We start from the raw sequence: 25,965 nt of genomic DNA, 5'->3' as shown, positions 1-25,965 counted from the left end.
ATAAATAGTTTTAAGAATTTGAAATATATAAACAAAATTTAAATTTTTAAACTATGAATTACGTTAAACTCAAAAGCTTAATAATTTCATTAAGTAGATTGTGTCTCAGATTATTGCATCAAAATGATTCTGTTTTGCGCTATAAAAGGTCAAACTGATTTAAAAACTATATAAAATTGTTTTTAAATCGCTTCTTTTATGTATGGCATCGATTTTGCTAACAATTTTTTAATCTATTTCGCTTACAATATGTTAAGCGATCAATCCTCATATTCGATATCTTATGTCAAAACTAAAAATTGCACTGATTGATGATGATTTTGAACGTGCTGAATTTGTTCAGCAGAATTTACGTGCGCATGATTTTGATGTGGTTGCCTGTTTAACACTTGAACACTTAAACGACTTCCAACTTGAACAATTACAAGCCGATGTGATTCTTCTAGACATGGATCATCCACATCGTGATTTGATCGAGAATTGCGTCAGTCATTTTGATTTGCCTACTGTTCTATTTACCAAAAATACCCATAAAGATACGATCAAACAGGCGATTGCAGCAGGTGTAACCGCATATATTGTAGATGGTATTGATCCTGCTCGTTTAGACACTATTTTAGAAATTTCGATCGAACAATATAAAAAACATAAGCAGCTTGAAAGTGATCTTAAAGAAACCAAACTTAAATTGGCAGATCGCAAAGATATTGAAAAAGCCAAAGTATTATTAATGCAATTACATCATCTTGCTGAAGATACTGCTTTTCAGTTACTCAGGAAAAATGCCATGAGTCATCGTATTACGATGGGCGATATGGCACGACGGTTGATTGATGCGCAACAATTACTTCACCACCCATTGAAGGAGGATTGAATGAACCCGCTTGAAAAAACTAAAATCCAGCTCGGTTATATTCCTCTTTTGGACTGTATTGCACTACTTTGGGCCAAACAACGCGGTTTTTTTGAAGAGTTTGGCTTAGATGTAACACTGGTTAAAGAAGCGTCATGGGCGAGTTTACGGGATCGTCTTGCTTTTGGGGTATTGGATGCAGCACATTGTTTATCAGCCATGTTGCCTGCCGCTGCAATTGCGGATGACCAAATTGGCATACCACTCAAAACGCCTTTGGTTTTAAGTATTAATCGTGCATATATCAGTTTAAGTCAAAGTTTAAGTTATACCCTTTCTATTCAGAGCACTGATTCTGCCAAAATCACGGCGCAAAAGTTAGTAAAGCATATACATCAACAACAATCTATCGCCTTAGCACATGTATTTAAGCACTCGATTCATCATTATTGTCTACGCGAATGGCTGGCTTTAGCTGATGAAAACTTGGCTTATGATATTATGTTGAAAACGCTGCCACCGCCTTATTTGGTAGAAGCGCTTTCATCTGGTCATATTGAAGGTTTCTGCGTTGGAGAACCCTGGAACACACAAGGTGAAATAGAAGGTGTTAGTCAAATTGTCGCATCAAGTCGCGACATTATTCCTGCTATTGCTGATAAAGTTTTAGCCGTGACTGAAGAATGGGCACTTAAATATCCAAATAGCTTAACAGCACTGACTGCCGCCGTGATTAAAGCGCAAAAAGAGTTGGAAACTTTAGAAAATTTTGAACCCGTTTGGCAGTTATTAAACGAATTTAATATTATCCGTTTTGAATGTTCACCACAGGTTCATGTCCATCAGTATTATGCCATTGAATCCATTATTCGACATTTTGTAGAGGACTCAGCTTCACCCAATATTGAACACTTTGTCTGGCTCTTTGAACAAATGTACAAATGGAATCATCCAGTGAATGATTCAACGGTGGATCAGTCATTGATTAAACAATTTAGTCAAAAGTGTATTGATGATGTGACCTTTCAACGAGCACTTACATATATTTAAAATTTAGTCTTGCTCTAAATGCAGTAATAAAATCCGTCGCATTTCATTGATCGCAGAAGTGGTCATTTGTACATAATGATCACCGCGAATAATTTTTTCTGAGCTAGCACCTTCTAGATGTGAACTGCGATACGGCACGATGCCGTCATTCATAAATGAAGGTAATTCTGAATGCGTTACATTACCCATAATAGAATGATACTTGACTGATTGTGCAGGCATTACATTTTGAGTAAGAAGCATAAAATCTGAATTTTCACTGAGATTACTTGCTCCATTTTCAATTAAACCTCGATGCCGTACTGTTTTGGTTTTATCCAGTAAAGAATCCGATTGTACATTTTCAAAAAATTCATTGGGAATTTTAATAATATTCCGTGCTAAACGGGTGAACCAACGATCTGCATAATTTGTCCCACGATGTGGAGCCGCAATAAAAATCGCACGAGAAAAGTTTGGAATTGCTTTAAAAATAAATCGCTCACGAATCACTGGATGTTTATTCAACATAGCAGATTGTGATTTGGACATTTTGGCAATCGCGGCATTCGAAATATCTTGATTACTCACCAGTAATCGACTGATCACGCCGCCCATACTGTGCCCGATCAGCACAGCATGTTGTACAGGAGGATTATTTATCTCAATATTTTGAAAAGCTTGTGTCAATAAAGTATAAATCTGATAGCGACTTTCAAAAATGGGCATATTGGTTGAATAAAAAATCTGCCAGACTTGATAGTGATCACGAAGCTCCTGATCGCCCATAATATCATTAGTTAAAGAAACCCAAGCCTCTGGACTGCTGGCTAAACCATGAATAAAAACAATTACTTTTTTATTTGGATTGTATGGTTCCAGCATGTATAAATGTGGCATTAACAAGTCATTTTCTTTATTAAGTAATGTCCAATAACCCGCTTTGCCCAAATGATTTTGTGCGAGCCAATAGCCAAATGGCGCAGAATAATTTGCTGTTAACGTATAATCTGCCTGATTCACCTCAATTTGATGATAGAGATAAGGATCGATCAAGCGAATTTTAAAGTTAGTATTTTGAGTATCGTAAGCAATACGTTCATCTTCAGGCACCATCAAAGCGCTCAATGGCAATACTTTGGGAGCATGAATATTAGGAGAAAGTGAGTTTTGATAAAACGAGACTGGATCTAAAATAAAACCGTTATTTTTATACTGTTCTGCAAATTCAATCACAAATTCCGCACCTAAACCATCTGTACGGTTTACGGTATGAAAACCTGAAAAATTCATATTATAGCTAGATTTTAGTTTCGCAATACGATGATCTTTTAGATGTGGAAACTGTGAGGTATCAATTTTGTATTGGTGACCTGCAATCGAAATGCTATCAGGAATGTAGCTTTGTGGATGAAGCTCAGAATATCGAGACAATAATCTTGAAAGTGCAACATTGTAAAAAATACGAACCTGATTCTGACGATAGTCAAAAGCACGATGTGAAGGAGTATTTTTTGATGCAAATAAATAATGATAACTATGCCTTAAACTTTGATCAAGATAGCGCAATTCTTGATTACTGCATTGAGATGCTTTTGTCAGCTGACATTGCGACTCTAATTCAAGCGCTTTTGCTAAATAAAGCTCACTTAACGCCGCATGATAGGCATCTTTATCATTCGAGTGAATGCCATCGACTGCTTTTAAGCACTGATCAAATTCCGCCAAACATTTTTTTTGATTAAAATTCGTCAAGTAAATAATGTTCGCCGTTGCCGAACTTAAATGCTGACTGGTTAATATACTCGTCATCTTATCATCTAAAGACTGACTCAGTTGATTTTCACGTAATTGAACCAACTGACAGCCTGAACTTATCATTGTCACTATGACAAAACTTATTTTAGCTAGATGAATCACACAGTCACGCATGCTTTTTTCCCCAAATCAGCACGAGTTTATGAAATGAATGCTGGATTGACGTTGCAAAAACTCGAATCTAAATTGATCATAAAGCTCAACATCAAGATTTGAACTTTTGATTGTCTGACCAAAATTTAAAGGATCTAAATATGCGCAAGTTTTTCATAACGTTCAATACTTAAATCATCTGCCTGAATCTGTGGCGTTCGATTTGAGATCAAATCGGCTAAAAGTTTGGCAGAACCACAAGACATCGTCCAGCCAAGTGTACCGTGCCCAGTATTGGTAAATAAATTGGAATATTTAGTTTTGCCTACAATGGGTGTGCCATCTGGTGTTGCAGGTCGCAGTCCTGTCCAGAAACTTGCCTGATCCAAATCACTGGCATACGGAAATAATTGATGTAAAACCATCTTAAGGGTATCTTCACGCGAAGTATCCAAAGAGCGATCAAAACCATTAATTTCCGCCATGCCACCTACGCGAATACGATCGTCAAAACGGGTTAATGCGATTTTATAACTCTCATCTAAAATGGTCGAGACTGGAGACATAGCTGCATCAATGATGGGCGTCGTAATCGAATAGCCTTTCAGTGGATAAACAGGTGCAAAAATCCCAATCTGTTTTAGCATTTCATGACTATAACTTCCGAGAGCCATCACATAGGCATCGCCTTTGATTCTTTGACCATTTTGCAAAACAACTGCACTAATTTGATCAGCGTCTTTTTCAAGATAATCTATGCTGTGGTTAAACAAAAACTGCACGCCTTGCTTTTGCGCAAGTTCTGCCAGCTCTACAGTGAATTTTTGACAATCACCTGTTTGATCATTAGGTAAACGCAACCCACCAACAAAATCAACGGTTGCTTTGGCTAATGCAGGCTCAGCCTGAATCACGCCTTGTTTATCCAAAAGTTGATAAGGTACACCTTCTTCTTTCAGGACTTGAGTATCTTTTTCAGCCGAATCCAATTGCTGTTGTTTTCTAAAGAGTTGTAATGTTCCCAACTGGCGCTCATCAAAATGGATGCCTGTTTCATGACGTAACTCATCCAAACAGTCACGACTATATTCTGAAATTCTGACCATGCGTTCTTTATTAATTTGATAACGATGAATATTACATTCTGCCAACATACGCACCATCCAGTGATACTGGTACATATCCCCTGTGATTTTAATCGTTAATGGTGCGTGATGCTGAAACATCCATTTAAATGTTTTTAGTGGCACACCCGGCGCCGCCCACGGTGAGGCATAGCCAGGTGAAATTTGTCCTGCATTGGCAAAGCTGGTTTCTAGCGCAACGCCCGGCTGTCGGTCAATCACCGTGACTTCGTTCCCTGCCTGTTTTAAATAATATGCGGAAGTAGTTCCAATAACGCCTGCACCTAACACGATAATATGCATACAAGGCCTGCTTTTTTATCAATTGAATGGAAAATGCTGTTCTATATTTTTAGTAAGAAATAAATAGAAGTTAACAAGTTTTAAAATATAGATAATTAAAATTAATTCTGAATAAAGCGGATGACAAGCCGTGTTGTGTGAACGCTTGTCAATCATGATTACAATTCGGTTTTCTCTTTAGACGACTTACAAGACGTGTTGTGATGCCAGTATTAAACGTGCCAATTCTAGGTCATCTGTATAAGTGATTTTGATATTATCTGAACGTCCTTGTACCACATCGACTGAAATACCTGCATACTCAAGTGCACTGGCTTCATCTGTGATATTGATGCCCTCATTTAATGCTTTTTCAATGGCATCACGAAGCACACCCAGTTTCGCCATTTGTGGTGTTTGGGCTTGCCATAAATGATCACGGCTCACCGTGTTTTGAATATGTTGATCCGTGGCAAATTTTAAAGTGTCACGTACAGGAATTGCCAAGATAGCAGCAGTATCACGCTCAACACAGTAATCTGCCAATTCTTTTAAATTTTCAGCACTTACACATGGACGTGCAGCATCATGCACCAAGACATAATCATCATCCGATGCAATCTGAGCCAAATAACGCAAAGCATTTAAAACGGAATGCACACGCTCAGCACCGCCCAGACAAAAATGTGCTTTTTCAGATGCAGCGAAGTTTAAATTTTTAGCCACTGTATCTTGTGCACCAATCGCCAATACATAACCTTGTAAAGGTAATGCATTCAATCGATCAATCGTATGCTCAAGTACCGTTCGATCTTGAATCGTTTGATATTGTTTAAGCTCAGTTTTAGAAAAACGACTTCCTGAACCCGCAGCAGGAATCACTGCCCACAATTTAATCTGGGACATCTGGATTTGGCGGGGTTTCATTGGTTTCCATGTCGACTTTGGCATTTGGATCAATATAAATCGGTTTGTAATGGGTACTGATGGTACTCATTTGTACAAAAGTCTCACGAGGCTTAATCAGACCTAAATCCAAACGCGCATGTTCCTCAATGGCTTCGCTACCATTTTTAAGATCAAACACTTCTGCCGCTAAAATACGGTTTCTTTCTTTCAATTCTTCGTTTATTTCAGCTTGTTGTGTAATTTGCTGACGTAAAGTTTGGTGAGCAAAGTAACCACCTTCTCCCCACCAGAAACTGTACTGAAAACTCGCCACCAAAACGATGGCGAGTAACAGTATCAATTTGCTCGAAGTCGATTTAAATACTTCTAACATAGCACCCAAAGATTAGTTTAAACCCTTGAACTCAGCTTTACCGCGATATGCAGCATGAGTCAATTCTTCAATACGAAGTAATTGGTTATATTTTGCTACACGGTCAGAACGGCAAAGTGAACCAGTCTTGATTTGACCAGCTGCGGTACCCACTGCCAAATCAGCAATGGTTGAATCTTCTGTTTCACCAGAACGATGTGAAATCACGGTGCTATAACCATTCGCTTTAGCAAGATAGATCGCATCTAAAGTTTCAGTCAAAGTACCAATTTGGTTATATTTGATCAGGATCGAATTACCCACTTTCTCATCAATACCGCGTTGTAAAATCTTTGGATTTGTAACGAATAAATCGTCACCCACCAATTGGATTTTATCACCCAAAATCGAAGTTAAATAGCTCCAACCTTCCCAGTCAGATTCATCTAAACCATCTTCGATCGAAATAATTGGATATTGATTTACAAGTCCTGCTAAATAGTCAGAGAACTGGTTGCTTGTGAATGCTTTATTGCCTTCCCCTGCAAGAATATATTGACCATTTTTGTAGAATTCAGACGATGCACAGTCAAGTGCAAGCATAATGTCAGAACCCGCTTTGTAACCCGTTTGACCAATTGCTTCAAGAATCACCGTGATGGCTTCTTCATTTGAACGCAAGTTCGGAGCAAAACCACCTTCATCACCTACAGCAGTGTTTAAACCTTTTTTGTTTAAAACTGATTTTAAGGAATGGAAGATTTCAGCACCCGCACGTAATGCTTCAGCAAATGAAGTGAAACCCACTGGCTCAATCATAAACTCTTGAATATCAACATTGTTGTCTGCATGTGAACCACCATTAATGATGTTCATCATAGGTACAGGCATAGTCAAAGTGGTTTGACCACGTAAATCTGCGATATATTGGAAAAGAGGAATTTTCTTTTCAGTAGCAGCCGCACGTGCAGCGGCCAAAGAAACTGCTAAAGTTGCGTTAGCACCTAATTTTTCTTTGTTTTCAGTACCATCAAGCGTGATCATCGTGTTATCGATGTCTTTTTGTTCAAATACTGATTTACCCACTAAAGCGTCACGGATAATCGTATTTACGTTATTCACCGCAGTTTTAACGCCTTTGCCTAAATAACGTGCTTTATCACCGTCACGTAGTTCTAAAGCTTCACGAGAACCAGTTGAAGCACCAGATGGTGCACATGCACGGCCAACAACGCCAGATTCTAAAATGACATCAGCCTCGATGGTTGGGTTACCACGAGAGTCCAAAATTTCACGTGCACGAATGTCAACGATTTGGCTCATGAACAATTCCTCGGTTAAATGAATATGAAATAAGTGATTTACAGCTTAAACGATAATAAAAATATGATTGTCATCAATCGATCTAGATGTAAAAAACTTAGTGGGTGTCTAATTTTTTGAAACCTTTTACTAAGGTATCCAATTCTTTAATTTGTGCTAAAAATGGCTCTAGTTGCGATAAATGTAAAGCTGATGGCCCATCACATTTGGCAACGTCTGGATCAGGATGCGCTTCCAAAAACAAACCAGCCAAACCTGTTGCCATGCCTGCACGTGCTAAAGTCGTGATTTGTGCACGACGACCACCCGCAGAATCAGAACGACCACCTGGGGTTTGCAAAGCGTGGGTGACATCGAAAAATACAGGGACATTCATGTCTTTCATGATGTCAAAGCCCAACATATCGACAACCAGATTGTTATAACCAAACGCCGAACCACGTTCACACAAAATCAATTTGTCATTTCCTGCTTCAAGACATTTATGCAGAATATGACGCATTTCATGTGGGGCAAGAAACTGGGCTTTTTTAATATTAATAATGGCTTGAGTTTTTGCCATCGCTTCAACCAGATCAGTTTGACGACTTAAAAATGCAGGCAACTGGATAATATCAGCGACTTCAGCAACTGGTGCAGCCTGATATGGTTCATGCACATCGGTAATAATCGGCACATTAAACTGTTTTTTAATTTCACCTAACCATTCAATGCCTTTCTCTAGTCCTGGACCACGAAATGAATGCAGGCTAGAACGATTGGCTTTATCAAAGCTGGCTTTAAATACATAAGGAATATCAAGACGTTTGCAGATATCGATATAGGTTTCTGCAATTTCAAAGGCTAAGTCTTTTGATTCTAATACGTTCATACCGCCGAATAATACAAATGGCAAATGATTTGCCATTTGTATATCGCCTAAACGTACAATTTCTTGTGGTTTTAATTGTGACATTTAAACTTCCTAGTTCATGCGTCGATTACTTGCTCTTTTGATACTGTTTTTTCGCAGCATCAATAAAGCTTGCAAATAATGGATGTCCATCGCGAGGTGAACTTGTAAACTCCGGATGGAATTGTACAGCAATAAACCAAGGATGTTCAGGAATTTCCACTGTTTCTACCAAATGTTGTGCGGTTGAATAACCCGAAATCTTCATACCTGCTTTTTCAAGTGGCTCAATGAAACGGTTATTCATTTCATAACGATGGCGATGACGTTCAGTAATTTCAGCTTTACCATACACTTCACGTGTTTTAGTGCCTTCAACCAACTCGGATTTTTGTGCGCCTAAACGCATCGTTCCACCCAAATCCGACTCAAGACTACGTTGCTGCAATTCACCACGTTCATCTAACCACTCGGTAATCAAACCAATTACAGGGAATTTAGTGGTGCGATTAAACTCAGTCGAAGTTGCATCGGCCATGCCTGCTACATGGCGGGCATATTCCACCACTGCAAGTTGCATACCCAAACAAATTCCTAAAAATGGAACTTGTTTTTCACGTGCATATTGAATGGCTTTCATTTTGCCTTCAGTTCCACGCTCACCAAAACCACCAGGAACTAATATTGCATCAGCGCTGTCCAATACAGACGCGTCTAAATCTTCAAATTTTTCAGCATCAACATAGTCAATCTGAACTTTGACACGATTTTGAATACCCGCATGCAATAAAGCTTCATTGACCGATTTATAAGCATCTGGAAGCTCAACATATTTACCCACCATTGCTACACGAACTGTGTATTCAGGGTTAAATAATGCTTCACACACCTGATCCCAATCCGTCAGATCTGCTTCAGGTAATTCATTAAAACCAAAACGTTCACAAATTAAATCGTCAACGTTTTGCTCATAGAAATCACGTGGAATCTGGTAAATGGTTTTTGCATCTTTACACACCACAACCGCACGTGCTTCAACATTGGTAAACAATGCGATTTTACGTTTGGTGTCGGCGTCGACATCGTGTTCAGTACGACAGATCAAAATATCTGGCTGAATACCAATAGACAACAGCTCTTTTACAGAATGCTGTGTTGGCTTGGTCTTAAGTTCAGCAGCAGATTTAATATAAGGAAGCAATGTCAAATGCATCAACATCGTGCGCTTATGACCCAGTTCAACCATCAACTGACGTACAGATTCCATAAAAGGAAGTGATTCGATATCACCCACAGTACCGCCAATTTCAACAATGGCGACGTCATAGCCTTCACCTGCGGCTAATACGCGCTCTTTAATATTGTCGGTAATATGTGGAATCACTTGTACCGTACCACCAAGATAATCACCACGACGTTCTTTATTTAAAACATCTTGGTAAACTCGGCCACTGGTAAAATTGTTCAATTTGGTCATTTTCGCACGACGTAGGAAACGTTCGTAATAACCCAAATCTAGGTCAGTTTCGGCACCATCCTCTGTGACAAAAACTTCACCATGCTGGAAGGGACTCATTGTTCCCGGATCGACATTAATGTATGGATCCATTTTTACCATGGTCACTTTTAAACCACGGGCTTCTAAAAGTGCAGCAACTGAAGCAGCTGAAATACCTTTACCTAGTGATGAAACCACACCACCAGTCACGAAAATAAAATGGGTCATTGAGTTTCTCGTACAATCGAGCCTAAATCGGCCTACAATGTTGGGCAATTTTACTTTACTCTGTACCTATAAAGCAAAGTCAATCCGCCGCAATTCATAGAACAATAAACAATTGGCTATTCTATCAGCATTTTCGATAAAAAATTAGGTGGCATGACTAGGATTTTCAATCTTATATTTGCTGTTATAATGACTCCACCTCGATTAAGCATAGATTTGTGCAAGTATGAATAAGAAACTTTTAATTTGTGGCGCGATTGCAACAGGTCTCCTTTTAACTGCATGTGTTAAAAAAGAACCACCTAAAGAAGAAGAGCAAGAACAAGTGGAGACTACCACTCAGGAGCAACAACCTACTGAGTTTAAATCGCTTGATAGCGCAGAAACTCAACAAGACATTCCAACTCAGGTTCAAGTAGAACGTGAAGAAACACCAAATACGACCACAGAAGTGCGCCGTGAGGTTTCTTCTACATCTGCTCAAGGCAATACAGCAGCTCAAGAGACAGTTACACCAGAACCAAAGAAAGAAACCGTGAAAACCGAATCAGTTAAACCAACCACTGAGCAAACGGCTTCAGCTAAATCAAGCAGCAATAATAGCTCTCAAAGTGAAGATGATGCAGTTGCAGCAGCAATTGCAGCAGCTACACCTGCATTAAAAAACTAAGTTTTAATGCCGCATAAAAAAGCAGATAAGTCATGCTTATCTGCTTTTTTATTGTGCTCAATCTAAAAACAATATTGAATCTAATAGTTTTTCAAAAAATCTGCCATGAGTCGTGCCGCCCAAGATCGCGTAGCAAATCCCTCATAAAAACCACAATGACTGCCTTTTTTGGTGGTAATGACGGCAATATTGTCCATTTTCTGAATGACATCTTTATAGGGTTCTAAATTTTTAATTGAACACACAGGATCATCTTCCGCATTTAAAATGATCAATGGGATTTTCACATTTTCAAATACATAAATTGGATTGATAGCCTGACAATAGCTCTGATAATCCTCAAAGCCTGCCATTTCAAAATACTCTTTTTCGAAATCTTCAAGATTCGTGGTCGCCAATACCTTTTTGAGTGAAGCCGTTTGACTCCATGTCTGTTGATAAGGATCAATAAAATATTTAAATAATTTTTTGGTCATTATCTTGCTGTAAAAAGGATGAACATTTTTAAAGCCAATTTCAGTGTTATAACCTGGACACATGGCAAATGCTGCCTTAAATGGCGTATTTAAACCTTGCTCACCCAGATAACGCACCAAAAGCCCTGTCCCTGCGGAAGACCCCACGGCGTATAAGTTTGAGTCTGGAAATAAACGTTGGATATGCAACAGTTGCTCTTTCAAATCAGGGGTTGATCCAAACAATGAAATCTGCGGCACAGGCATAGCTAAACCGGCGTGACCACGTCGTAAACATAGTGCAATTCGCCAGCCTGTATATTCGTGCAAATCTTTGACCAATTCGCGCATGCTTTCAGGTGTTCCTGTAATGGTATGCATGATCACTATTGTCGGGGTTTCAGGTGGAAGATCATAACCGTACCAAGCAATTGCGGTAATGCCGCCATCTTGCATCGTGAGTTGATCAATCCGATCATAATTTAACTTTATAGTTTTCTTTTTAATGAGATCAAAATAAAGTAAATGAACATGGTGGTTACTCAACCACGGCGTAGGTCGATATTTTTGCTTTAGTTGAGGAAGTTTCCCCAAAACATCTTTAATCGTCCCATTCGGGTCATAATAGATTTTAGGTTGTTCAGCGCCAACAACCGAGTCAAATAATTCTGAACCCAAAATTTTGATTCTGTTTAAAATCGATAGACCCATATTCGATAACACCTTTGTCAATGAGTGAAATAGTTGTCGCCGTAACGTACAACCTTAACCATATTGCTTAGATTTTCTCACCCCAATGAACTCAATACTGTGTGGTCAATGATGGTATTGCCTTACAACTTTTAAGCGATATTGATATTAGATCGTTTAAAAATTGCTTTGGCTATTTCATTCTTCTTTAACTGACTTGATACTTGGCAAATCGTTCACCCATTTTTTCCGCCAAAGCGGCCAAACCAGTTTTTGGACGAATCATCACTTCAAAATCAACAATTTGACCTTGTTCATTAAAGCGAATCATATCAATGCCTTTTAATGATTTTCCACTGACATTGGCACTAAACTCAAGTACAACATTTAAACCGTCTTCAGTATAAAACTCTCGGTGATAAGTAAAATCTTCAAAAACCTGAATCACATTGGTCAAAATAAAATAAACCACTTGTTGCCCTTCGTAAGGCTGATAAGCAACAGGTGAACGAAACACGACATTTTCAGCCAATAGGTCATTTAAATCTGATAAATCACCTGACTTGACCATGTGATGCCATTTTTCCAAAGCTTGTTTTGTAGTTTCAATTATCATTGCATTTTCCTTGTCACTTAAAAAAGTAAAGAGCATTTTTCAAAAATGCTCTTTGTGATCCATTTATAGCTTCGCAGCTAACTCCGCTCCTTGACGAATTGCACGTTTAGCATCCAACTCACCCGCCTCTTTGGCACCACCAATGAGATGTACAGTTTTGCCACTTTGATGCAATGCGTCATACATGGCGGTATAAGACTCCTGTCCTGCACAAATCACCACATGATCGACAGCCAAAGTCATTGCTTTGTCACCGACCAAAATGTGTAAACCTTCATCATCTATTTTCTGATAATGCGCACCTGCAATCATTTTGACATTGCGATGTTTTAAACCTGTACGATGAATCCAGCCTGTAGTTTTACCTAAATTTGCACCCACAGAAGAATCCTTACGCTGTAATAAAAAAACTTCGCGTTCAGATGGCTCTAACTCGGGTTGTTTTAAACCACCCACGTGCGCATAAGTGGTGTCGATTCCCCATTCATCATAGAATTTTTCAGGATTCACACTAGCACTTTCACCATGTTGCGTCAGATATTCAGCAGTATCAAAACCAATACCACCAGCTCCTATAATGGCAACACGCTGCCCTACAGCTACTCGCTCACGTAACACTTGAATATAGCTCAACACTTTAGGATGATCGATTCCATCAATTTGGAGTTGACGCGGTGTTACCCCCGTTGCAACCACGATGTCATCAAATTGCGAATTGACCAGTTCATCAAACGTCGCAGTATGATTTAATACCAGTTGAATATTGGGTTGAAGTTCAATTTGACGCTTAAAATAGCGTAGGGTTTCGTAAAATTCTTCTTTGCCAGGAATGGTTTTAGCAATGTTAAATTGTCCACCAATTTGATGACTGGCTTCAAAAACTTTGACCTGATGTCCACGACTGGCGGCATAAACAGCAAAACTTAAACCTGCTGGACCTGCACCAATCACAGCGATTTGTTTTTTGGCTGATGCTTCTTTAAAAATCAGCTCCGTTTCATAGCAAGCACGTGGATTGACCAAACAAGTTGCTGTACGCATAGAAAAAATATGATCCAGACAGGCCTGATTACATCCAATACAAGTATTGATTTCATCACTACGCCCTTCTTTTGCTTTTAACACAAATTCAGAGTCGGCCAGCATTGGACGCGCCATTGAGATCATATCCGCATGACCTTGAGCCAAGATATGCTCTGCCATTTCAGGAGTATTGATACGGTTTGAAGTAATAAGCGGAACTTTAACCACACCTTTTAATTTTTCTGTCACCCATGTAAATGCAGCACGAGGAACTTTGGTCGCAATGGTTGGAATTCGTGCTTCGTGCCAGCCAATACCGGTATTAATAATGGTTGCGCCTGCTTTTTCGATTTCTTTGGCAAGTTGAATCACTTCTTCAAGCGTTGAACCGCCTTCAACCAAATCTAACATTGATAAACGATAAATGATGATAAAATTTTCACCCACTTCCTCGCGAGTACGTTTTACGATTTCGATCGGAAAACGAATACGATTTTCATAGCTTCCGCCCCATTCATCATCACGGTGGTTAGTACGTTGCGCAATAAATTCATTGATGAGATAACCTTCTGAACCCATGATTTCAACACCGTCATAGCCTGCATATTGAGCAAGTTTGGCGCAGTTCACAAAATCAAAAATCGTTTGTTCTACTTCAGCAGAACTCAAAGCTTTAGGTTTAACCGGATTGATTGGAGCCTGCATGGCTGAAGGCGCAACATTTTCTGGCTGATAAGAATAACGACCTGTATGTAAAATCTGCATGGCAATTTTACCACCTGCGTCATGTACCGCCTGTGTAATGACTTTATGATGTTCAGCCTCTTCAATGCTATCTAGCTTAGAACCACCCGCAAAAGTCACACCATCATCATTAGGTGAAATACCGCCCGTCACAATCAAGCCAACTTCGCCTTTGGCACGTTCTGCATAAAATGCCGCCATGCGTTCATATCCACCTGGCACTTCTTCTAAGCCCACATGCATGGAACCCATTAAGACACGATTTTTTAAAGTGGTAAAACCCAAATCCAGTGGGGCTAATAAATGCGGATATGACGACATAAAAACTCCTTCGCTTGCTATTCTGGCTTGCTTTATGCAATTTGTTGCATAAACTTATAATCAAATTTTATTTTTTATGCAACATATTGCATAATCCTATCAGTCACAAAATGTTATGGATTGCCATGTCACTGTCGCACGTTTTACTCACCAGCTTACTGGAAAAACCAAGTACAGGTTTTGAATTGGCACGTCGTTTTGACCGTTCCATGGGTTTTTTCTGGAATGCGAGTCATCAACAAATTTATCGTGAACTCAATAATATGTTAGGAAAAGGCTGGATTTCGACCATTGAGGAAGAAAGTGAACATAGCCGTAAAAAAACCTATCAGGTTGAACAGCCTGGACGAGTTGAACTGGCAGATTGGTTGATTCAAAAAAGTGAGCCTGCCCAACTACGTGAAGATCTGATGGTTCGACTTCGTGCCGAAGCACAATTAGGCGGAAATCAAATTCTGCTAGAACTGGAACGTCATCTATTCTTACATAAAAATAAACTTGAAATTTACCAAAATATGTATGAAAAAGACTTTAAGGATCAGAAGGAACAAGACCGAGTTTTATTTATTCATAAAAAAATACTCGAACTTGGGATAAACTTGGAAAAAGGCTGGATTGACTGGTTGGAGGATGTTATTCCACAGCTTCAACAATTTGAGAACAGTTAAATTATTTTGATACGAGGAATAAAACATGCCTTTTCATACCATGCCTGATCAGGAACAGTTATTTGTACGCCGTATTGGACGTGGAGAACCTGTTGTCGTTTTATCAGGACTCGGTATGGTCAGTTGGCAATGGCTTCCTTTTATTTTCACGAACTTAAATAAATACGAGTTTATTATTCCAGATTGGCGCGGTTTTGGTCGCTCTAAAAACTGTGCGATTCCCCAAGAATTAGATGCTATTTCTAGTCATTGGCGAGATATTGAGACATTAATACAACAATTAAATCTTCAGCAATTTATTCTAATCGGCTACTCAATGGGTGCGACCACAGCAATGCATGGTATGCAACATGGCAATCTGGCACAGCAGCTGAAAGCGTATTTACACATCGATCAGACCCCCAAAATTACAGTCGATAAATCATGGCAATTTGGCCTTTTTGGTGAAAAACATCAAGATTTTAAATTTTTACTGACCGCACTTGATGATTTATTGAATCAATACCCGAATGTGCTTGATTTAAATGACTTACCTTTTTTACAGCGACAGCAATTGGTACAACTGTGGTCAGAATTTATTGAACTACAAAGCAGCAATAAATATAGTCCGATGATCTTTAAACTGGCATTAAACAAACCACCCTTGCAAAAATATCTGCTTCCTATTCAACGGATAGACTACTTACACTGGTATGTAAAAAATTACTTGAATCATCAAGAAGATTATCGTCAAGCAATTGCTCAACTTGAATGTCCAACCACCTTTTTTATTGGTAAAAATTCGTCTTTATATCCTGTAACAGGTCAAACCATTATTGCCAAAAGCGTTAAAAAGTCCCAACCTATTTATTTTAAACGTTCAGGCCATACGCCTTTACTCACTGAACCCAAAAAGTTTAGTCAAGAAATTCGTAAATTTCTAAATCGACTCGAAGCTTTATAAGGAACACTTAGCTTCAAATCTTTCATAAAGCAACAAGCAGCTTGAGCAACCCTGATTAAAATCACTCAAATGATTGATCATGACAGAGTGAGCATTAATTTAAGCAAACAACATGATGCTTTATTATTCAAATAACGATCGATTCAACTAAAGCATTATAATTAACTCAAGATTTTGTTTTATAAAGTTTATTTTTGTGAATATTACCATATTTTTTAGATCACTGGATAAATTGTAATTTATTACTATAGAACCAAGCTTTACAACAGGAGTATCCTAAATCGTCGTTTATATTTTTTAGTTTTATTAAGGGCAAAAGCTTTGGCAACAAAGCAAATGATTAGGAATAAATGGACATAGGATATTTATATGAGCGAAGTCGTTTATACCAAAGAAGAGAAGAAAAAACGTGTACTAGGGATTGTGGGTGCTTCCTCTGGTAATTTAGTTGAATGGTTCGATTTTTATATCTATGCAGTTTTTGCGATGTATTTTCAGCATGCATTAACAGCGCCAGATATGAACTCCACTGCACAGGGAATTTATGTGTGGGGTGTATTCGCAGCAAGTTTCTTTATGCGCCCCATTGGTAGTTGGTTATTTGGGCGGATTGCAGATAAACATGGTCGAAAACAGTCGATGGTAATTTCGATTGCTTTAATGGCTGTCAGTTCCTTTCTTTTTGCATTATTACCCACTTATGAACAAGTCGGTATGGTTGCACCATTTTTATTACTCATGGTTCGGCTCTTACAAGGTTTATCGGTAGGTGGTGAATATGGTGCTGTTGCAACCTACATGAGTGAAATTGCACTCAAAGGTCACCGTGGCTTTTATGCTTCTTTTCAATATGTGACGCTTTCAGGTGGTCAATTATTAGCGAGCTTGGTAGGTGTGATTTTACTGGCCTTTATGAGTGAACAACAACTCATGGACGGTGGCTGGCGTATTCCGTTTGTGATTGGTGGTATTGCTGCCATTATTTCGTTATTAGCTCGAAGTAAACTCGAAGAAACACTTTCCCACGAAGACAGTGAAAAGAAAGAATCAGGTTCTTTACGCGAGTTGTTTAAAAAGCATTGGGCAACATTCTTATTGGTCGTGGGTTATACCTCAGCAGGTTCATTGACTTTTTATGTCCTTACTGTTTATTCAAAAACCTACATTACCAGCTTAGGCATTGACGGCAAAACCGTTGGCTATATGATGACCTGCGCCCTGTTTGTTTATATGATTGCACAACCTTTATTTGGAGCAATCTCAGACCGAATTGGTCGTCGTGCATCGATGTTGGCTTTTAGTGCAGGCAGTGCAATTTTGATCTATCCCGTGATGGTCATTGCCATGCGACACTTTAGTTACTCCCCTGTGATCGTGACCTTACTGCTCATCTTCTTGATGATGTTCCTCAGTTTCTACACCTCGATCAGTGGCTTGATTAAGGCTGAAATGTTCCCGCCGCATGTTCGTGCATTGGGTGTTGGTTTCTCTTATGCAGTGGCCAATGCAATCTTTGGCGGTTCAGCCCCTGCGGTTGCATTACAATTTAAACAGGCTGGCGTTGAAAATGAGTTCTTCATTTATGTAATTGTGATGTTGATTATCTGTTTCTTGTGTAGTTTTAGGCTGCCAAAAGAATCTGAATACTTACATCATGACAAGTAAGTAATTTGATCATTTTAAATATCCGCCAAAAGTGGCGGATTTTTTTCGGTATATCATCTTGTGACTTGTCGATCGATTCATTTGCTTATACCTTTATATAGTGAAGTAAATAAGATGCGGCGAAGCAAAATGAAAAAATTAATGGTTTTCTCTGGTGCAGGCATGAGCGCAGAAAGTGGCATTAGCACTTTTCGTGACAGCAATGGACTCTGGGAAAATTATCGAATCGAAGATGTTGCAACGCCCGAAGCATGGCAACGTCATCCTGAAATCGTTCAACGCTTTTATAATGAGCGACGAAAAACAATCATCTATGCCGAACCCAATATTGCTCATCAATATATTGCGCAACTCGAGCAATATTATGATGTTGAAGTCATTACCCAAAACATAGACGATTTACATGAACGTGCAGGCTCAAGCCAAGTTCTACATTTACATGGCAATATTCGTTTAGCCAAAAGTTCTGGGCCAACCGCACAATTTACTCAAGACTTTTATCCCATAGAAGGTTGGCAACTGGATTTAGAGCGCCATCAATGTCCTGAAGGTTATCCGCTTCGTCCACATGTGGTCTGGTTTGGTGAAGCGGTTCCTGCTTATGATGAAGCAATTCAACTGTTACAGGATGCCGATATTTTTATTGTGATTGGTTCGACTTTAACTGTTTATCCCGTCGCAGGACTGATCCATGAAATTCCAACTCACTGCGACGCTTTTTATATCGATCCACAAGCGGATTACTCAAGAGTACCTTCTCAATATCATTTAATTAAAAAAACTGCGTCTGAAGGGATGAAACAACTTTTTGAACAACTCAAGCAGGATTAATTTTTAGATTTGATTGAAAATTACAGGCCATTTTTACTTTTGAATCATTCATTCGTCTATTTTTTGCGTCACAATAAAATTACAAGATTGATCATTCGCTCAGCATTTTGCTTAAAATATATTCCAATTTTGCTTATTTGATCATCTATTCTAAAAACAGAATCAAGACAAAGTTTCCAATTGATTGAAATATAAAAGATATTAAATAATATTTTTGCACAAGATATTTTTACACAAAATTACATAAAATATACTTAAAATTAACAGTTATTATTTTGGCATCCGTGTTTGAATCAACGCCTTATTTTTAGGCAACCAAATTTTTTGTTTGGACTGGTTGATTACTCGCGTAAATGCACATATGGATATAGGTCCCACACATGAATTCTATCAATCCAACCATTATCACGTTTATATTCTACATCGTGGCAATGGTCTGTATTGGTCTCTACGCTTACAGAGCCACAAGAGACTTTTCAGATTATATTTTAGGTGGACGAAGCCTCGGTAGCTTCGTTACTGCATTATCGGCTGGCGCATCAGACATGAGTGGCTGGTTACTCATGGGCTTACCTGGCGCGATTTATTTGTCTGGGCTTTCAGAAGCCTGGATCGCCATTGGTTTGATTATTGGTGCTTGGCTCAACTGGTTATTTGTTGCGGGTCGTTTACGTGTACATACCGAAGTCCAGTCAAATGCGCTCACACTGCCAGATTATTTTACCAATCGTTTTCATGACACCAAAAAATTATTACGTGTCTCATCTGCCCTCATCATTTTGATTTTCTTCTCAATTTACTGTGCTTCAGGCATGGTCGCAGGTGCGCGTTTATTTGAAACCATTTTTGGTATGGATTATCACACTGCTTTATGGGTCAGTGCGATTGCAACCATCAGCTATGTGTGTATCGGTGGCTTCCTCGCCATTAGCTGGACGGATACCTTTCAGGCTGGCATGATGTTTTTTGCCTTGATGCTCACCCCGATCTTTGCGTATCTGGCGATTGGTGATGGTCAACAACATGTTTCTCAGCTTATCAATGAAGCACGTCCACATGCATACAACATGCTGTCCGGCGTGAGTTTTATTGCTATTATCTCTGCAACTGCATGGGGCTTAGGCTATTTTGGTCAGCCACATATTTTAGTCCGTTTCATGGCTGCCGATTCGGTTAAATCTATTCCCGCCGCACGTCGTATTGGCATGTCATGGATGATTTTATGTCTGGGTGGCGCAGTAGGTGCTGGTTTCTTTGGTATCGCATTCTTCCAATTGCACCCAGAACTTGCAGGCAAAGTTAGCAGCAATTCAGAATTGGTGTTTATGGAACTGGCCCAGATCCTATTTAATCCATGGGTTGCTGGAATTATCATGGCAGGAATTTTATCTGCGGTGATGAGTACCTTGAGCTGCCAGCTTCTGGTCTGTTCAAGTACCCTAACGGAAGATTTTTATAAATCTTTTCTGCGTAAAAATGCATCGCAAAAAGAGCTGGTTTGGGTCGGCCGTTTGATGGTACTTGCCATTTCAGTCTTTGCGATCTGGTTAGCCAGTAATCCTGAAAGTAAGGTGCTGGGCTTGGTTGCCTATGCATGGGCTGGTTTTGGCGCTGCTTTTGGTCCGCTGATTATTTTATCATTGTTCTGGAAACGCATGACCTTAAACGGCGCTTTGGCAGGCATGATCGTCGGTGCAGTCGTCGTCATTGGCTGGAAAAATCTGTTCGCTTCAACAGGGATTTACGAGATTATTCCGGGCTTCGTTTTAGCAACCATCACCATTATCGTGGTAAGCCTGTTAGGTAAAAAACCGGGTAAAGAAGTTACTGATCGTTTTGAAGAAGCAGATCGTTTGTATCATGCATCAAAATAATTGCTAAAAATTTATTTTTAAAATCAGGGACTTTACGAAGTCCCTTTTTTTATATTGCGCTTGGGTAATTTAATTTTTGAGGTTTCTTTTACCACTTGCATCACAGGATAACTCCGCGTTTCCTTCACACCAGGCAGTTGCCATAAAATCTCTCCTGCAAACTTACGGTATTCTTCCATATTGGCGCTACGCACTTTCATCAAGAAATCAAATCCACCACTGGTCATATGACATTCTACAATCTCAGGATACTCCGCTACCGCCTCAATAAATTCATTCAAACCGTTCGCTGTGGTCTTATCGAGCAAAACTTCGACAAAGACCAAAAAACTGGCATGCAGCTTCTCTGCGTTTAATTTTGCCTCGTATCCAATGATAAATTGTTCTTTAGTCAGCTTTTGGACTGGAGCCATAACAGCCGTTGCAGAAAGATTAACTTCCTCAGCCAATTTAGTATTTGAAATCTTTCCATCTTCTTGAAGAATATCAAGAATTTTTAAATCCACACGATCTAGCGACATAAATAAGCCCCAAAACAAAATATTTCACTAAAAAATACCCATATTATAGTGAGTTATTCGGTAATTATTTTGCAATGATAAATTATCTAAACCTATCTCACAAGATTTGAGTGAGATCGTCATTGGAATTTGACATGAACATGATGGATACCGACCCAAATATGGACACAGCAAAACCTCATTTCGGATATATCACTGAATTTAAAGAAAAAAGTGAACTGGAAGAGCGTATAAATACTGCATGGCGTCGTCCAGAACCTGAAGCTGTAGAAACACTGCTTGAAGCGACTGCAATTTCAGATGAACTTGACCATAAAATTTATGAATTGGCATTTGATCTTGCCAATGCTTTACGCGAACGCAAAACCTCTTCGGGCAAAGCAGGGATTGTTCAGGGTTTATTACAAGAGTTTTCGCTTTCGTCTCAGGAAGGCATCGCCCTCATGTGTTTGGCTGAGGCTTTGCTCCGTATTCCTGATGCAGCAACACGCGACTTACTGATTCGTGACAAAATCAATCAAGGCAACTGGAAAGACCATGTGGGTCAAAGTAGCTTGATGTTTGTCAATGCCGCAGCTTGGGGTTTAATGCTGACGGGTAAACTGATGGAAACACCGAAGCAAGGTAGTTTATCTGGTTTACTCACCTCAATTCTTGCACGTAGCGGTCGTGGTGTCATTCGTAAAGCAGTCGACGTTGCGATGCGTATGATGGGCGAGCAGTTTGTGACGGGCGAAACCATCGAAGAAGCACTCGACAACGCCAAATCTCTTGAACACAAAGGCTTTCGTTACTCTTACGATATGTTGGGTGAAGCAGCCCTCACCGATCATGATGCTGAGCGTTATTTTAACGATTATACGCAGGCGATTCATGCGATTGGACGCGCATCCAATGGCAAAGGCGTTTACGATGGTCCGGGTATTTCGATCAAACTCTCGGCATTGCATCCGCGTTACCAGCGTTCGCAAATTGCCCGTGTGCATGACGAACTCTATGGCAAAGTGTTTGAGTTGGCACAGCTTGCAAAAAAATATGATATCGGTTTAAACATTGATGCCGAAGAAGCAGATCGTCTGGAAATTTCACTGGAATTATTAGAGCGTCTTTGCTTTGAACCAGAACTTACAGGATGGAAAGGCATTGGTTTTGTGATTCAGGCTTATCAAAAACGTTGCTTCTATGTGGTTGATTATGTGGTTGATCTAGCCAAACGTAGTCAAAAGCGTTTAATGATTCGTTTGGTCAAAGGTGCGTATTGGGATAGCGAAATTAAAAAAGCTCAAATCGATGGTATGGATGACTACCCTGTCTTTACTCGTAAAGTCCATACTGATTTGTCTTATATTGCTTGTGCCAAAAAACTTTTGGCTGCACCTGAACAAATCTACCCACAGTTTGCGACTCACAATGCACAATCGCTTGCGACCATTTATCAATTGGCCGATCCAAGCAAATACTATGTGGGTCAGTACGAATTTCAGTGCTTACACGGTATGGGCGAACCTCTATACGAACAAGTGGTTGGCTCTCGGAGTGACAATAAACTCGGTATTCCATGTCGCATCTACGCACCTGTAGGTAATCATGAAACGCTACTCGCCTATTTAGTACGTCGTTTATTGGAAAATGGTGCCAATACTTCATTCGTGAATCGTATTGCCGATCAAAATTTAAAGATTGAAGATCTGATTCAATCGCCATTTAAAGACATTCAAAACATTGCGGCACGTGAAGGTCAAGTCGGTTTAAAACATCCTGCTATTCCATTACCGCTTAATATGTATGGAAATTCTCGCCAAAACTCTAAAGGTTTCGATCTTGCCAATGATGCAACTTTGGCAGCGTTAAATGAAACAGCACAGCAGCTTGAACATAAAGTCTGGGAAAGCAAAGCTTTACTTGCTCAAACTCTCAATCAGAGCGTTGATCAAATTGAAGTCAGCCCACAAGCGTTGCTGAATCCAGCCATTCATGCAGATATCGTTGGCTATGTTCAGGAAGCCACGCTTGAACATGTTGAAGTTGCATTAAATTCAGCAATTCAAGCACAGCAAACTTGGGCAAATACCGAAAAAAATCAACGTGCCGCAGCACTGAAAAAAGCGGCGGATGTGATGGAATCACAGGTGCAAGCGTTGATGGTTCTACTGTGCCGTGAAGCAGGTAAAACCTATGCCAATGCCATTGCAGAGGTCCGTGAAGCGGTCGATTTTCTACGTTATTACGCCACGCAGATTGAAAGCCTGAACCCCAACATTCAAATTCAGCCTTTGGGTACGGTGCTGTGTATTAGTCCTTGGAACTTCCCACTGGCAATTTTTACAGGTCAAATCGCAGCAGCCTTAGCTGCAGGCAACTGTGTGATTGCCAAGCCAGCAGAACAAACCCCACTGATCGCGGCACAAGCGGTTCAAATGCTACATGAAGCAGGTATTCCACCCGATGTATTACAGCTATTGCCCGGTCGCGGTGAAACTGTAGGTGCCAAACTGAGTGCTGATGATCGAATTCAAGGCATCATGTTTACAGGATCAACTGAAGTCGCCAAAATTTTGCAAAAAACTGTGGCTAAACGCCTATCACCAACAGGTCAAGCTATTCCCCTGATTGCGGAAACTGGCGGTCAAAATGCCATGATTGTTGATTCATCGGCATTGACGGAACAAGTAGTCATTGATGTAGTCAACTCAGCTTTTGACAGTGCAGGTCAACGTTGCTCTGCCCTACGTATTTTATGCGTACAAGAAGACAATGCCAAAACGCTCGTCACCATGCTTAAGGGTGCAATGCAACAATTGATCATGGGCAATCCATTTATCTTAAAAACAGATATTGGCCCTGTGATTGATTTAGAAGCAAAGCAAAGCATTGATCAGCATATCCAAAAAATGCGCAGCAAAGGCTATCCTGTACATCAGTTGATTTTAAATGATGACGCAACCCAACAATCCGAATTCAATCAGGGAACTTTTGTTGCACCGACATTGATTGAACTTCCAAATCTTGATGATCTTGAGCGTGAAGTATTTGGCCCAGTTTTGCATGTGATTACTTATAAACACGGCGAAGTACAACAGCTTCTTGAACGTATTAATGCCAAAGGTTATGGCTTAACTATGGGCTTGCATACTCGTATCGATGAAACTATCAATACGGTGGTGCAACATGCAGAAGTGGGTAATTTATATATCAACCGCAACATCGTAGGCGCTGTGGTCGGTGTACAGCCTTTTGGTGGTGAAGGTTTATCAGGTACAGGCCCTAAAGCGGGTGGCCCACTCTATCTTTATCGTTTAATGGCCGATTGTTCTGAAAAAGCTTTGCAAATTCCATTTGGCGTGAAGGCAGAGAAAATCTCTGAACCATTACCACAGTTGGCGTTATTCCGTGAATTTTTTGCATGGGTAAAACAACAGTATCCAGAGCAAAAGTTTCCAAATGTCGTGCCGATGAGTGTCGGTCATACTTTTGACTTACAAGGCCCGACAGGTGAAACTAATCGCTATATGATGTTACCGCGAAAACACGTGTTGGCACTTGCGCAAAATGAACTGGATTTGATTCATCAAATGCTGGCGATTTTTGCAGTCAACAGTCAGGTCGCGTTATTGGAGAATCATCCATTCTTGCAAAGATTTGAACAACTGTTACCTAAAGCCGTACGCCAATCGATCATTGAAATTAGTCATGTCGAGCATGGGGATTTTGATGCAGTGCTTCATCATGGTTCGATTGAGGAATTGCAGACATTACAAACGCAAATTGCCAATCGTAAAGGTGCAATTGTAGGCATTACTCATCTGCAAAATTCAGAGCAAGTCATTCCGCTTGAACGTCTTGTGATTGAACACGCCATCAGTGTCAATACTGCTGCCGCAGGCGGTAATGCAAGTTTGATGACCATGTCTGAGTAACTGTATCTGAGTAACTACATCGAAATATCTGGGTCTGAATGAATCAGACCTGTATCATCAATTACGATTAAATGCCCTGAATGTTTAACATTTGGGGCGTTTGCTTTAAGATGATAATTTCTTTTTATAAAAATAAAGATGAAATTCTACAACGCTCAGGATTATCAACTTCAATGTGAAGATCGTTTTCGCCATTATCAAACATGCATTCATGAAATACTTCCTTTAGCCAAAATTGAGCATATTGGTTCATCCTCAATACCTCATGCAATGTCCAAAGGTGATTTGGATATTTATGTAGAAGTGGAACAAGCTCAATTTGATCATGCAATTCTAGCTCTTAAAAAAATTGGATTTGTCGAACAGCAAGATACTTTAAGAACAAATGAACTTTGTATGCTGATTTCACCACATGAAGAAGTTGCATTACAGGTCGTTGTTCAAAACTCTGTATTTCAATTTTTTCTCAGTTTTCGAGATAAATTACGTGCAAATTCTCAATTAATTAAACAATACAATCGATTGAAAATTCATTGTTTAGATTCAGATCCAGAAATCTATCGAAGATACAAATCTGCATTTATTGAACACGTTTTACAAATGGATTAAATCCAAGTTTTCTCGCG

The 25,965-nt window shown here is 39.6% G+C and carries 21 protein-coding genes; 10 read left to right on the top strand and 11 right to left on the bottom strand.

Translation table 11 applies throughout. The annotated features are described in order from the left end of the window. The first annotated feature begins 283 nt into the window (after positions 1-283). A complete protein-coding gene (locus J500_RS04475; RefSeq protein ID WP_004998042.1) occupies positions 284-874 on the top strand; it encodes an ANTAR domain-containing response regulator in 591 nt (196 codons plus the stop codon). After that, positions 875-1,903, top strand: coding sequence for an ABC transporter substrate-binding protein (locus tag J500_RS04470; RefSeq protein ID WP_004998045.1), 1,029 nt, complete (start codon positions 875-877; stop codon positions 1,901-1,903). It abuts the gene before it with no gap. A gap of 3 nt (positions 1,904-1,906) precedes the next feature. Here the strand turns inward: J500_RS04470 and J500_RS04465 are convergent, their stop codons facing one another. From J500_RS04465 to J500_RS04435, 7 genes are all read right to left on the bottom strand, one after another. Beyond that, complete coding sequence (locus J500_RS04465) at positions 1,907-3,814, bottom strand: esterase/lipase family protein (RefSeq protein ID WP_004998046.1); 1,908 nt, start codon at positions 3,812-3,814, stop codon at positions 1,907-1,909. Between the two features lie 134 nt (positions 3,815-3,948). Further along, complete coding sequence (locus tag J500_RS04460) at positions 3,949-5,220, bottom strand: D-amino acid dehydrogenase (protein WP_004998048.1); 1,272 nt, start codon at positions 5,218-5,220, stop codon at positions 3,949-3,951. Positions 5,221-5,406: 186 nt separating this feature from the next. Next, positions 5,407-6,126, bottom strand: coding sequence for a 2-C-methyl-D-erythritol 4-phosphate cytidylyltransferase (gene ispD, locus J500_RS04455; protein WP_004998049.1), 720 nt, complete (start codon positions 6,124-6,126; stop codon positions 5,407-5,409). After that, positions 6,092-6,481 (bottom strand): cell division protein FtsB, encoded by a 390-nt coding sequence (gene ftsB / locus J500_RS04450; protein ID WP_004987880.1) that lies wholly within the window; start codon positions 6,479-6,481, stop codon positions 6,092-6,094. The genes ispD and ftsB overlap by 35 nt, the downstream gene beginning before the upstream one ends. A gap of 12 nt (positions 6,482-6,493) precedes the next feature. Beyond that, positions 6,494-7,783, bottom strand: a complete 1,290-nt coding sequence (gene eno, locus J500_RS04445; RefSeq protein ID WP_004987883.1) for a phosphopyruvate hydratase — start codon at positions 7,781-7,783, stop codon at positions 6,494-6,496. Positions 7,784-7,880: 97 nt separating this feature from the next. Next, positions 7,881-8,738, bottom strand: a complete 858-nt coding sequence (gene kdsA / locus J500_RS04440; protein ID WP_004998050.1) for a 3-deoxy-8-phosphooctulonate synthase — start codon at positions 8,736-8,738, stop codon at positions 7,881-7,883. 25 nt (positions 8,739-8,763) lie between these two features. Next, a complete protein-coding gene (locus J500_RS04435; protein ID WP_004987889.1) occupies positions 8,764-10,401 on the bottom strand; it encodes a CTP synthase in 1,638 nt (545 codons plus the stop codon). 226 nt (positions 10,402-10,627) lie between these two features. Here J500_RS04435 and J500_RS04430 point away from each other — a divergent pair, with 226 nt between their 5' ends. Then, complete coding sequence (locus tag J500_RS04430) at positions 10,628-11,071, top strand: hypothetical protein (RefSeq protein ID WP_004987892.1); 444 nt, start codon at positions 10,628-10,630, stop codon at positions 11,069-11,071. Positions 11,072-11,151: 80 nt separating this feature from the next. Here J500_RS04430 and J500_RS04425 read toward each other — a convergent pair whose 3' ends face one another. From J500_RS04425 to J500_RS04415, 3 genes are all read right to left on the bottom strand, one after another. Continuing rightward, a complete protein-coding gene (locus J500_RS04425; protein WP_034698440.1) occupies positions 11,152-12,237 on the bottom strand; it encodes a YheT family hydrolase in 1,086 nt (361 codons plus the stop codon). 187 nt (positions 12,238-12,424) lie between these two features. Next, positions 12,425-12,832: a nuclear transport factor 2 family protein gene (locus J500_RS04420; protein ID WP_004998058.1), complete on the bottom strand. Its 408-nt coding sequence runs from the start codon at positions 12,830-12,832 to the stop codon at positions 12,425-12,427. A gap of 63 nt (positions 12,833-12,895) precedes the next feature. Continuing rightward, entirely contained in the window at positions 12,896-14,920 is a 2,025-nt protein-coding gene (locus J500_RS04415) for an NADPH-dependent 2,4-dienoyl-CoA reductase (protein WP_004998061.1), read from the bottom strand. 125 nt (positions 14,921-15,045) lie between these two features. On the opposite strand from J500_RS04415, the gene J500_RS04410 reads away from it, so the two are divergent. The 5 genes from J500_RS04410 (at position 15,046) to putP (ending at position 20,901) form a co-directional block, all read left to right on the top strand. Continuing rightward, positions 15,046-15,588: a PadR family transcriptional regulator gene (locus J500_RS04410; RefSeq protein WP_004987904.1), complete on the top strand. Its 543-nt coding sequence runs from the start codon at positions 15,046-15,048 to the stop codon at positions 15,586-15,588. 25 nt (positions 15,589-15,613) lie between these two features. Then, the gene (locus tag J500_RS04405; RefSeq protein ID WP_004998063.1) at positions 15,614-16,531 is read left to right on the top strand and encodes an alpha/beta fold hydrolase; all 918 of its coding nucleotides are present in this window, start codon (positions 15,614-15,616) and stop codon (positions 16,529-16,531) included. A gap of 369 nt (positions 16,532-16,900) precedes the next feature. Beyond that, on the top strand, positions 16,901-18,196 hold the full coding sequence (locus J500_RS04400; RefSeq protein ID WP_034698437.1) for an MFS transporter: 1,296 nt from the start codon (positions 16,901-16,903) through the stop codon (positions 18,194-18,196). 114 nt (positions 18,197-18,310) lie between these two features. After that, on the top strand, positions 18,311-19,027 hold the full coding sequence (locus tag J500_RS04395) for an SIR2 family NAD-dependent protein deacylase (RefSeq protein ID WP_373866498.1): 717 nt from the start codon (positions 18,311-18,313) through the stop codon (positions 19,025-19,027). A gap of 380 nt (positions 19,028-19,407) precedes the next feature. Continuing rightward, on the top strand, positions 19,408-20,901 hold the full coding sequence (putP, locus tag J500_RS04390; protein WP_034698431.1) for a sodium/proline symporter PutP: 1,494 nt from the start codon (positions 19,408-19,410) through the stop codon (positions 20,899-20,901). A gap of 32 nt (positions 20,902-20,933) precedes the next feature. On the opposite strand, the gene J500_RS04385 is transcribed toward putP, so the two are convergent. After that, entirely contained in the window at positions 20,934-21,422 is a 489-nt protein-coding gene (locus tag J500_RS04385) for an Lrp/AsnC ligand binding domain-containing protein (protein WP_034698429.1), read from the bottom strand. Between the two features lie 134 nt (positions 21,423-21,556). On the opposite strand from J500_RS04385, the gene putA reads away from it, so the two are divergent. Further along, entirely contained in the window at positions 21,557-25,339 is a 3,783-nt protein-coding gene (gene putA / locus J500_RS04380) for a trifunctional transcriptional regulator/proline dehydrogenase/L-glutamate gamma-semialdehyde dehydrogenase (protein WP_004998072.1), read from the top strand. Positions 25,340-25,477: 138 nt separating this feature from the next. Then, complete coding sequence (locus J500_RS04375; protein ID WP_004998073.1) at positions 25,478-25,948, top strand: GrpB family protein; 471 nt, start codon at positions 25,478-25,480, stop codon at positions 25,946-25,948. Positions 25,949-25,965: the final 17 nt, after the last annotated feature.

This window comes from Acinetobacter sp. 479375 (genome assembly GCF_000581715.1).
Lineage (GTDB): Bacteria > Pseudomonadota > Gammaproteobacteria > Pseudomonadales > Moraxellaceae > Acinetobacter > Acinetobacter ursingii.
The sequence above is the reverse complement of the archived record's forward strand: the minus strand, read 5'-3'. Positions and strand labels throughout refer to the sequence as shown.